At 69.8% G+C, this 10,237-nt stretch carries 9 protein-coding genes and 1 pseudogene; 5 read left to right on the forward strand and 5 right to left on the reverse strand.

Annotated elements, in window-relative coordinates; all coding sequences use genetic code 11:
- Positions 1-778, forward strand: a pseudogene (locus D7Y21_RS37500) (hypothetical protein); the annotation flags it as partial.
- A gap of 66 nt (positions 779-844) precedes the next feature.
- The gene (locus tag D7Y21_RS37505) at positions 845-1,249 is read left to right on the forward strand and encodes a hypothetical protein (RefSeq protein ID WP_120561554.1); all 405 of its coding nucleotides are present in this window, start codon (positions 845-847) and stop codon (positions 1,247-1,249) included.
- Positions 1,250-1,387: 138 nt separating this feature from the next.
- Here the strand turns inward: D7Y21_RS37505 and D7Y21_RS37510 are convergent, their stop codons facing one another.
- From D7Y21_RS37510 to D7Y21_RS37520, 3 genes are all read right to left on the reverse strand, one after another.
- Positions 1,388-2,899, reverse strand: a complete 1,512-nt coding sequence (locus D7Y21_RS37510) for an ABC transporter substrate-binding protein (protein ID WP_121718253.1) — start codon at positions 2,897-2,899, stop codon at positions 1,388-1,390.
- A 236-nt stretch (positions 2,900-3,135) separates the two neighbouring features.
- Positions 3,136-4,362 carry a hypothetical protein gene (locus tag D7Y21_RS37515; protein ID WP_121718254.1) on the reverse strand — a complete coding sequence of 409 codons (1,227 nt, stop codon included), beginning with the start codon at positions 4,360-4,362 and terminating at the stop codon, positions 3,136-3,138.
- A 45-nt stretch (positions 4,363-4,407) separates the two neighbouring features.
- The gene (locus D7Y21_RS37520; RefSeq protein ID WP_233612444.1) at positions 4,408-5,253 is read right to left on the reverse strand and encodes an AraC family transcriptional regulator; all 846 of its coding nucleotides are present in this window, start codon (positions 5,251-5,253) and stop codon (positions 4,408-4,410) included.
- A gap of 165 nt (positions 5,254-5,418) precedes the next feature.
- Here D7Y21_RS37520 and D7Y21_RS37525 point away from each other — a divergent pair, with 165 nt between their 5' ends.
- Positions 5,419-6,591, forward strand: a complete 1,173-nt coding sequence (locus D7Y21_RS37525) for a zinc-dependent alcohol dehydrogenase (RefSeq protein ID WP_121718256.1) — start codon at positions 5,419-5,421, stop codon at positions 6,589-6,591.
- Positions 6,592-6,595: 4 nt separating this feature from the next.
- On the opposite strand, the gene D7Y21_RS37530 is transcribed toward D7Y21_RS37525, so the two are convergent.
- A complete protein-coding gene (locus D7Y21_RS37530; protein WP_120561549.1) occupies positions 6,596-7,462 on the reverse strand; it encodes a hypothetical protein in 867 nt (288 codons plus the stop codon).
- A 26-nt stretch (positions 7,463-7,488) separates the two neighbouring features.
- Positions 7,489-8,442, reverse strand: a complete 954-nt coding sequence (locus D7Y21_RS37535; protein ID WP_121718257.1) for a GNAT family N-acetyltransferase — start codon at positions 8,440-8,442, stop codon at positions 7,489-7,491.
- A 251-nt stretch (positions 8,443-8,693) separates the two neighbouring features.
- Between D7Y21_RS37535 and D7Y21_RS37540 the strand changes: the two genes are divergently transcribed.
- Together D7Y21_RS37540 and D7Y21_RS37545 are read left to right on the forward strand one after the other, a co-directional pair.
- Complete coding sequence (locus tag D7Y21_RS37540; RefSeq protein ID WP_121718258.1) at positions 8,694-9,815, forward strand: polysaccharide export protein; 1,122 nt, start codon at positions 8,694-8,696, stop codon at positions 9,813-9,815.
- The coding region (locus D7Y21_RS37545) for a Wzz/FepE/Etk N-terminal domain-containing protein (protein ID WP_233612445.1) at positions 9,812-10,237 on the forward strand (426 nt) is incomplete at its 3' end. The genes D7Y21_RS37540 and D7Y21_RS37545, both read left to right, overlap by 4 nt.

Consider the following 10,237-nt stretch of genomic DNA (forward strand, 5'->3'; position numbering starts at 1 on the left):
GAAGGAGACGCCCCGGCTCGCCTGCACCGCGCCCCTGCGCGCCGCGGTGCAGGCGAGCCGGGGCGTCTCCTTCTGCCAGGCGGGCTACCACTACGCCGCCGAGGAGGAGCTGACCGGCTTCCTCACCGAGACGGAGCGCCTGCCACCGGAGGCCTTCCCCGCCATCCAGCAGGGCACGCCCGCGCAGTCGCGGGAGGCGGTGCTCGCGGCCGGGCACTTCCTGCGCGCCTGGAACCGCATGGGCCTGAAGCGCGAGCGCGCCGCCGAGGACGACATCGAGCAGGGGCTGCGCTCGCTCCAGACGCTAGGCGTGGAGAACGAGCTGACGTGGTGGGGCTGGGCCTTCATCCACACGCGGCGCGGACGCTACGAAGAGGCGGCGGCGTCGCTCGACAAGCTCGCGGCCAGCCCCTACCTGGAGGAAACGGAGCGGCGCGAGGTGCACGACAGCGCGGAGTCCCTGCGCAAGCACGGGGACAGCCTGCCGCTGTTCCAGCAGACCCGCGCGACGGTGCTCCTGGGCCGCACGCTGCTGGCGCGAGCCGGAGGCCTGGAGCACGTGCTCACCGTCCTGCTGGGCCCGGCGCGGGCACGGCAACTCTACGCCCCGCTCGTCTGGATGGACCGGGTGCGCCAGCGCACGGCGCGGCTCTCCCCGGAGCAGGTGGCCCAGGGCGCGGGCCAGACACTCGACCACGCGCGTGAAGCGGGCAACCGCGGCTGGAAGGCCCTCCAGGAGCGCCTGGACAAGACCACCGCCCAGGACACCCCGCCGTGATGCCGGGGTGAACCGAACGACTCTTCCGGTATATTTGGTTTTCCAATTTAAACCCGGAGGAGTCTGATGAAGCGTCTCCTGTTCGTTGCGATGGCGGTGCTGGGCCTGCAGACGGTGGCGTGTGGCGGCCCGATGGAGGCGGAGGACGCGCTCCAGCCCCAGGAAGGCTCCGAGGTCACGGCCATGGCCGTCTGCACGGCGTCGTGTCCTGGCGGGACGACGGTGTCCTGCTCGGGCAACCACTGCGAGGCCGTGGAGGGCCAGGCGGTGATGTGCGACGGCCAGTGGAGGAACTGTCCCTCGCCGACGACCGTGACCTTCTACTGCGAGGCCAACAACACGGTCCTCAGCTGCACGGGCTTCAACGCCTACACGCTGCAGCCCCTGAGCTCCAAGGTGTGCGGCGGCGTGTCGTGCAACGGCCAGGACACCTACTGCCCGGCCTTCACCGACGCGCGCGAGTGCTTCTGACTCGACTTCCGCCATTCTGGCCCGCCCCGGGCCAACTGCGATACCTCGAAGAGAAAGTCGAGTCCGAGCCTCGCTGAAGCGATGCGGCTCGTGAGGAGGGGAGGGAGCGGGCTCCCTTCCCTCCCAGGACTTCAGCGGCTACGGGCTGAACATGCCCGTGAGCACGCTGGCGCGGCCCCGAGGCAGCGAGCGCTTGAACGGGCTCGTCGCCAGATCCGAGCCGGGCTGGTACCAGCTCTGGATCTCAGCGAAGTACGTCTGGCCCGCCTGCAGCACGCCCGGGGGCAGGTACACGCTCTGGAGATCCGTGTGCAGCGTCGCCACGCGCGTCACGGTGGTGGAGCCGTTGCTCGTGCCCAGCCGGTAGATGTTCACCACGTAGTTTGTGGCCGTGCCGACCAGCGGCTTCGACCAGCGCAGCGAGGCGTCAGTCCCCACGCCCGTGAGGTTCTGGAACGCGCCTCGCGTGTTCACCAGGGGCGCCTGCACCGGCCCGACGAGGGGCTGCACGGGCGCGGCGGTGAATGCGCTTGCCTCCTGATCCACGCGGATGTCCACGCCCATGGTGTAGGGCGTCGCGGTTCCCAGCGCGTAGCTCTTCGTGAAGCCCGCGGCGGCGAGCGCCACCTTCTGCCACGTCGCCGGGAGCGCGTTGTTGTACGTCATGCTCCCCGTGACGATGTCGGTCCGCTGCGTATCAGGATTGAGCTTCACGAGCAGTGGCTGCCCGCTGATGGACGCGAGCGCCGTGCCCAGCGCGGCCGGCCGGGCGGACATCCAGATCTCGTTGTACGTGCTGACCGCGCCCGGGTTCACCTGGGTGCGCATGGCTTCGAAGGCCGAGCGTCTCCAGTCCACCGCGAAGGTGCCTGTCGCGGTGGGCTGGGTGAAGGTTCCGCTGACGGAGGCGGGCTGGCCCTCCACCTGCGTGATGCTCGCGTCGAGCACCTTGTGCATCGCGCGGTAGGGCACTCCATTCGCGCTCGTCTGCCACCGCATCTGTACCAGCGAAAACACATCCCCGAGGCCGCTGTCGAGCAGCACCGGGTTGAGCATGTCGGCGTAATTGAAGCTCATCCCGGAGAGCGACGTGGCGCCCGTCAGGGGGAACCCCGTGACGCCTGTGTTGACGTAGCCGAACGCGCCCGCGTTCAACGAATACACTTCCAGGTAGTCCCCCGGCTGCCAGGGAGACAGGCCGGTGGCGGACACCGTCACGGGAGTGGGCAGCGAGGCGAAGGCGCCATCGCGGCCCCACTCCGTGGAGCCCAGGTCGAACGCGCGGCCGGTGCTCACCAGGTAGCGCGAGCCCAGCTTCAGGTAGATGCGGCCGGAGGGGACGTTCGGCACGGAGATGGTGCCGTCCGCGGAGCCCGTGCCCGGATAGGCCGTGAACGCCCCGGTCGATGAGTCCCGCATGTATGCCACCACCGACGTGGCGGACTGGTCGTATGGCTTCGTCTCGTTGCCCGACGTGGCGACGAAGGTGACCGGGCTGGTACCGGTGACATGGGTGACCAGGCCCTGGGTGACCTGGGAGGTCGCGTCCGTCGACACTGCGGAGTCCACCGCCTCGGCCTCGTCGAGACCCGCGCAGCCGACCCCTGTCATGCCGACCAAAAGCCCGAGGGAAATCAATGACATATTCATTGTAAGGGAAACCCTTTCGGCGACGCCCGGAATGGCGCTGCGCAGGGAGATTCATACCGGGTCGGTCTGACATTCCCGGGAGCGCTTCGATGCCAATCTTCCCCTCGGGGCCGTGAAAGCAAACGCGCTTGTCGGCGGGTTTGTGTCGCGCTCCTCGGGCCCGCTAGTGACATGGCGGACTCATCTCCAGCCGCACCCGATGGCCGCGGCTACCTCCCCCCGTCCGCTCCGAGCCGTCACGGAGCCGCCGCTTCGCCCAGCGCCTTCACGGGGTAGTGCCCCGGGGAGGCGCGGAAGCGGCGCTCCAACCCGCCGGGCTCGAGCACGCCCCGCTCGAACAGGCCCAGCAGGAAGGCCTCGTACGTCCCCTCGCGTGAAGGGCCCGCGCGCTTCAGCTCCTCGTAGAGCACGAAGGCCAGGACGTGCAGGCCGTCGTCGTGGTCGCGGAAGAACTCCGCCCCCGTGAGCGGCCGGCCCTCGCGGTTGCGCAGCAGGCCCTCCCGCTCGCTGACGTAGACGTCGATGGCCTCCGCGCAGTCCTCCTCCGTCAGGCCGCGCGCCGTGGTGTAGCCGAACGCGGGGTCATGCTCGCGCACGAGCCGCTGGAAGTAGGGGTCCGCCTCCAGCGCGGACAGCTTCGCGTCCAGCGCGCCTTCGCGCGTGAACGGCGGGTGCAGCAGCTCATGCACCGCCGTCTTCACGGTGACGTCCGCCGGATACGTCGCGTCCGTGAGGAAGTTCCACCCCGTCACCCGGATGCCGTGCGGCTTCGCGAACTTCAGGACGTGCGCGCTCAGCGCCGCCACCTGGAGCTCCCTGCCCAGCACCGCTTCGTTCCAGCCCACCACGTCGTGCGGCGCCACCTTCGCCGCCAGTCCCGCGATGGCCTGCTCCACCTGCGGCAGGTACTCCGCCCGCCAGACGCGGGGGAACTCCACGCGCTCCAGGAACGCCAGCAGGACGCCCAGGTCCCCTCGCACGTCCTCCATCTCCGCGAAGCCGCCCTCCTGCCCGTAGGACGTGGCCAGGAAGTCCGCGCGCATCCGGCGCCACGCGGCATCGTCCGCCACCGTCGCCGCCAGGTCCTCCACCGTGGTGGCCCCCGTCACGGAGAAGACCAGCGTCAGGAACGGCCCCACCATCTTGCCGCCCTGCTTCGCCATCCGCTCGGTGAGGTGCGCGAGCGCGGCCTGCTCCCGCGTCCCCAAGCGCGCGGAGAAGCGCTGGAACTCCGCCGGATGGAAGCGCGTGTAGAACGCGTCGCCGCGCAGCAGGTTCAACAGGCACAGCGCGTCGTACGCCTCCGACGGCCGCAGCACCCACCGCGTGCGTCCGGAGTCCACGCGGCGCTCGGCCGGCTCAGGCGCCGCCGGGACGGGCCGGGAGCCCGCGCAGGCGGTCCACATCAGCGCCGCGCACAGGAGCGCCACGGCGCGGCGGAAGGAATGCGATTCCAGGGTCATGGCGGGGAGATAGGCCCGCCCGCCCATCTGCGTCTTGGACGAAACCTACCGCGTGGAACCGGATGCACGTCCCGCCAGCCGCCGGTACTCCGCCGGGGTGAGGTGCAGGCGGCGGCGGAACTCGCGCGTCAGGTGGCTCTGGTCGCAATAGCCCGCGTCGAGCGCGATGTCGCCCAGGGGCCGCTCCGTCTCGCGCAGCGCCCGGCCCGCGCGCTCCAGCCGGGACCGGCGCAGGTACTCCGCCGGGCTGCACCGCCAGGCCTGACGGAAGGCCCACCCCAGCCGCCGCGGGCTCACCCCCGCCTCCCGCGCCAACGCCGCGAGCGTGGGCGGCGGTCCGCGCACCGCGTCCAGCAGCTCCCGGACGCGCCCCAGCCACGCCGGAGCGCCACCCGCATCCCGCACCGGCGCCGACGCGCGCACCGCCTCCGCCAGCAGCTCCAGCGTCAGCCCTTCGATGGCCAGCGCCGCCACGTCGTCCGCGCGCCGGAACTCCTGGTACACGCGAGCCGCCAGCGCCACCAGCCGCGCCGACGCCAGGTCCGCCCGTGGATCCAACCGCCCGGCGAGCGCGCTCCGCGACCTCCAGGAGGCCTCCGAGAAGTCGATGTTGAAGGTGCGCGTGCGCACGTCCCGGATGCGCTGCGCGTGCTCCAGCCCGGGCGCCTGGAAGGCGACCGAGCGGGCCACGCACTCCCGCGCGCGGCCCTCCACCACATCCATGAAGCCCCCTTCCAGCGTGAGCCGGAAGCCCGCGTGCCGGTGCAGGTGGGACGGCAACCGGACGCCCGGCGCGTACGTGCTCTCCGTGAGCACGAGCCCTGCCACCTCCACGCGCTGGAGGGGCGTGCCCAGGTAACGGCCGAGGTCGAGGACGGGTGCGGAGCTCACCCCTCCTCTTTGCATCGGTCAGGGGTCCCATTGCATCCCTGGACGCCGATTCCGCCCTTCCGAGCGCCAGCCAGCCAGGCGGCAAGCGCCCGCGAACGTTGGCCGTGCACGTTCCAAGTCCCCAGCTTTGCTCCAACGCCTTTTTCCTCCAAGGAGCCACACCCCATGAAAGCCATCTGCTGGCATGGCCACGGCGACGTCCGTTACGAGTCCGCCCCCGACCCGAGGATTGAAGACCCTCGCGACGCCATCATCCGCGTCACCCGCACCGCCATCTGCGGCTCCGACCTGCACCTGCTGGACGGCTACATGCCGACCATGAAGAGCGGTGACGTCCTGGGCCACGAGTTCATGGGCGAGGTGATGGAGACGGGCTCCGGCGTCACCAGGCTCAAGAAGGGCGACCGGGTCATCGTCCCCTTCAACATCGCGTGCGGCGAGTGCTTCTTCTGCCAGAAGACCCTCTTCTCCCTCTGTGACCGCTCCAACCGCAACGCGGAGATGGCCGCGAAGGTGATGGGCTATTCGCCCTCCGGCCTCTTCGGCTACTCGCACATGCTGGGCGGCTTCTCCGGCGGTCAGGCGGAGTACGTGCGCGTGCCGTACGCGGACGTGGGCCCGCTCAAGATTCCGGACGGCCTCACCGAGGATCAGGTCCTCTTCCTCACCGACATCTTCCCCACCGGCTACATGGCGGCGGAGAACTGCGAGATGGAGAAGGGCGACACCGTGGCCGTGTGGGGCTGCGGCCCCGTGGGCCAGTTCGCCATCCAGAGCGCGTGGATGCTCGGCGCGGGCCGGGTCATCGCCATCGACCACGTGCCGGAGCGCCTGGCGCTCGCGAAGTCCTGGGGCAAGGCGGAGACCATCGACTTCACCAGGCAGGACGTCTACGAAACCCTCAAGGAGATGACCCGCGGCCGCGGCCCGGACCGCTGCATCGACTCCGTGGGCGCCGAGGCCCACGGCACCGGCAGCCTGGACGCCGTCATCGACAAGGCGAAGGCGGCGGTGAAGCTGGCCACGGACCGGCCGCACGCGCTGCGACAGGCCATCTACTGCTGCCGCAAGGGCGGCACCCTCTCCGTGCCCGGCGTCTACGTGGGCTTCCTGGACAAGGTCCCCATGGGCGCCTTCGTCAACAAGGGCCTGACCATGAAGACGGGCCAGACGCACACGCACCGCTACACCCGGCCGCTGCTGGAGAAGATCCAGGCAGGCGCCATCGACCCGACGCGCCTCATCACCCACCGCGCCCGGCTGTCCGACGCCCCCGCCCTCTACAAGAAGTTCCGCGACAAGGAGGACGGCTGCATCAAGGTCGTGATGACGCCGTAGCCCGTCAGGACTGCCCCGTCAGCCGGTAGTACGCGTGCGGGCGGCGCCAGCGGATGAAGGCGCGCGCCAGCGGGTTCATGCCCCACTGGATGGGCACCGGGTCCACGACGAAGCCCAGCTCGTCCTTGAACTGTTCGAGCTGGGTCGCCTCGCGGGCATGCAGTCCGCCCACCAGCGTCCGGGCCCCCAGCCTGCGGCAGACCTGCGCGAACTCGTAGATGAGGCCCGTGGAGATGTTCGTCGGCAGCGCCCACGTCGCGTAGTAGGCGCTGAAGCCATACGCGACGCCGTCCACGATGTACCCGTCCAGGTAGCCGCCCAGCTTGTCGTCCACCATCCCCGCCAGCACGCACCAGTGGTCGGACGTGAAGTACTGCCGCAGGCCCTTGAGGTACTCATCCAGCGTGGGGATCTTCTTGTGCTGCGTGCGCGTCAGCGCGTCCCGCACCACGGGATAGCCCTGCTCCAGCAGCAGCGACGGCCCCGTGAGCTGGACGATGCGCACCGTGCGCTGGCACTTGCGCAGCTTGTTGCGCCGGTTCGAGTTCAACCGGCTCATGTCATAGGTGTCCAGGTCCTTCAGCCGCACCACGGGCACCTTGCCGGTGGCGACGTTCGCCGTCTCCGGCGTCAGCGCCGCGCGGTAGCCCCAGGCCAGCGGCGTGGGCGGCGAGGCCTCCTCCGGCGTCAGCCGCGCCAGCAGGTGCACCGGCTGGAAGAAGCCGGGCGCCCCCGACTGCTCCCAGTAGTGCCCCCGGTGGGAGATGACGCGAACACCCTCTTCTCGCCGGCGCTCGGCGAGCTCCCGCTCCGTGAGACACGTGAAGCGGGCCTCCGCGACATCGCGGAGCTGGGGAAGTGACAGGACCATGGAAACCCCTCCGGCACACAAGAACGTCAGGAACGGGGCGCGCGGTAGGCGGGGAAGAAGTCCTCGCCCGCGTGCCCCTGGGACAGCTGTGCGTATGCCTCCGGGTCGCAGATGAGGTCGTGCGTGTAGAATTGGGACATCGCATTGGCGAAGCCGCGCTTGAACTGCTCGACGCCATCACCCGGCCGGGCGCCGCCGCCCAGGTGGACGGAGGCCTCCAGCTTCTCCGCCAGCTCCACCATCACCGGGAACTCGTTCTTCGCCGGCGAGTGCATCAGGTACGCGTCCGCCGTGCCGCCAATGAAGGGGTGCAGGAGCCCGTCGCTCAGCACCACCAGCGAGGCGGAGGCCACCGCCCCGTCCGGCGCGCGCGTCGTCACCAGCCACGCGAAGGGACAGGTGAAGGCCTCCTCGAACCAGGCGTCGGAGAAGGAGTACCGCTCCCCGGCCTGGTCGCGGGCCAGGGTCCGCCGGTAGAGGGACTTGAGCGCCTGGCGCTGCTCCTGCGTGGAGTCCTTCACCGGAACGACGGAGCTGACGTAGCCGCGCCGGGCGTTGCGGCGGATGTCCGCGCCATGGTCGCCGCGGAACTTCACCGGCAGCTTCGGGTCGATGAGGCACACCTCCCTGCGCAGCCGGCCGCCCGCGAAACAGTACGGCCCGCCAACGCGGTCGCGCAGGAAGATGCTGACCAGCTCCGTGCCCCGCCAGTCGATGCCGTCCACCGGCACCTCGGAGAGCCCGTTCAGCTCCGCCCCCGGAAACCCACGCGGAGAAGCCGCGTCCCGGTAGCGCGTGCCTTCAATGGGCCGCACGATGAGCGGCACCCGGAGGGCCCGCCCCTCCCCATCCTCCACGATGAGGCTGTGCGTCACCCCTTCCGCGCGCAGGTGCTGCTCGGAGCGGAAATAGTCAGACGAAACAGCGCGCTGGCCTCCGTCAGGGACGAGGACGGCTCTCCACGGTGCCATTGGGTTCATGGGTGTTTTCCCCGGGCGGAAACGAGCGGGCCTGAAGAGTGCCCGAGACAGCCTGAGGGTATGTGGATGAGACCCCGGTCCGTCATCGCCCCCCAGGGTGCAGCGCGGATGTCCTGATTCCAGCGCTTCGCGCCACTCCAGCCCCCCAGGGCAATGCATGTGTCACCTCGCCAGCGGGGCATAGCGGCTTCCAGACATTTGGCATTGTTCGGGCTTACGCTTGCACGCTTCCTCCGGAAGATTGCCCGCCCATGAAACACGCCCTGTTACTGGTCGCGGTGTCTTGCCTGAGCGCATGCGCCTGGGGCCCGGGAATGCAGATGGACGAGGATGCCTTCCGGGAGCGCTACGCGGGAAAGGCAGACGCCGGCGCGGATGGCGCCTACGAAATCGTCCCCATCGATGTGTCCCTCCTCAGCCACCAACTGGAGGAGCGCAGACAGGCGCGGCCCGCGCCCCTGGTGGATCCGCTGGCGCAGGTGGCCATGGACTATGACTACCGGGTGACGCCGCACGACGTGCTGAGCGTCATCGTCTGGGACCACCCGGAGCTCACCATCCCCGCCGGCGAGTTCCGCCCCGCGGAGACCACCGGCAATCCCGTGGCGGCGGACGGGACCATGTTCTATCCCCACGTGGGCCTCATCCCCGTCGCGGGCAAGACGCTGCGGGAGATCCGCGAACTGCTCACGCAGCGGCTGGCGAGCGTCATCGAAAAGCCGCAACTGGACGTGCGCGTGGTGGGCTTCCGCGGCCAGAAGGTCCAGGTGACGGGTGAGGTGATGGCCCCCGGCACCCTGCCCGTCACCGACGTGCCCCTGCGCGTGCAGGACGCCATCGCCCAGGCGAAGGGCTTCTCCACGGAGGCGGACCTGCGCGCCGTCACCCTCAGCCGGCGCGGCACCACCTTCACGCTCGACCTGCAGGCCCTCTACGAGCAGGGGGACGTGAGCCAGAACTGGCTGCTCCAGGACGGCGACATCGTCAACGTCGCGGACCGCAGCCGCAACAAGGTCTTCGTGCTGGGAGAAGTCCGGAAACCCTCCTCGCGCGTGATGGTGAAGGGACGGATGACGCTGGCGGAAGCCATTGGCGACACCGAGGGCTTCGACCCGCTCACGTCCAACCCGGGCCGCGTGTATGTCATCCGCGGCAGCTTCGAGCGGCCCTTCATCTTCAAGCTGGATGCCAAGTCGCCGGACGCGCTGCTGCTGGCGACACAGTTCCAATTACAACCTCGCGACGTCATCTTCGTCTCCGCACACGACTTGACGCGCTGGAATCGCGTCATCCAGCAAATCCAGCCAACAGTTCAGCTGCTCTGGCAGGCAGTGGATATCGGAGACAGAACCATCATCATCGACAACCCATGACGAGCACCCCCGAACGCGTGACGCCGCCCCGCCCAGGCCCCGGCACGCAGGATGATGAGCTGGGATTGGGCAGATACCTGGCCATCCTGGCGGAGCGCCGCGGCACCATCGCGGCGTCCGTCGCCCTGGCCCTGGTCCTGGGCGGGCTGTATCTGCTCACCACGGCGCCGGTGTACCGGGCCAATACCATCCTGCGCATCGAACAGAAGAGCAGCAGCCTGGGCCAGCTGGACGCGCTGATTCCAGACGCGCCCAGCATGGCGGCCCCGGAGATGGAGGTCCTGGGCTCCCGGGCCCTCCTGGGGCGCGTGGCGGATGCGCTGCACCTGGGCGTGAGCGTGGAGCCCCGCTACTTCCCGGTGGTGGGCGCGGCCCATGCCCGGGCGCACGAGGGGCCGGACCTGGCGGAGGTGCCGTGGTGG

Source organism: Corallococcus sp. AB045, assembly GCF_003668895.1.
GTDB lineage: Bacteria > Myxococcota > Myxococcia > Myxococcales > Myxococcaceae > Corallococcus > Corallococcus coralloides.

Bases quoted from the DNA above. Each gene is read 5' to 3' on its own strand.
- D7Y21_RS37505 (WP_120561554.1), top strand. From the start codon at position 845: ATGAAGCGTCTCCTGTTCGTTGCGATGGCGGTGCTGGGCCTGCAGACG.
- D7Y21_RS37510 (WP_121718253.1), bottom strand. From the start codon at position 2,899: ATGAATATGTCATTGATTTCCCTCGGGCTTTTGGTCGGCATGACAGGG.
- D7Y21_RS37515 (WP_121718254.1), bottom strand. From the start codon at position 4,362: ATGACCCTGGAATCGCATTCCTTCCGCCGCGCCGTGGCGCTCCTGTGC.
- D7Y21_RS37525 (WP_121718256.1), top strand. From the start codon at position 5,419: ATGAAAGCCATCTGCTGGCATGGCCACGGCGACGTCCGTTACGAGTCC.
- D7Y21_RS37530 (WP_120561549.1), bottom strand. From the start codon at position 7,462: ATGGTCCTGTCACTTCCCCAGCTCCGCGATGTCGCGGAGGCCCGCTTC.
- D7Y21_RS37535 (WP_121718257.1), bottom strand. From the start codon at position 8,442: ATGAACCCAATGGCACCGTGGAGAGCCGTCCTCGTCCCTGACGGAGGC.
- D7Y21_RS37540 (WP_121718258.1), top strand. From the start codon at position 8,694: ATGAAACACGCCCTGTTACTGGTCGCGGTGTCTTGCCTGAGCGCATGC.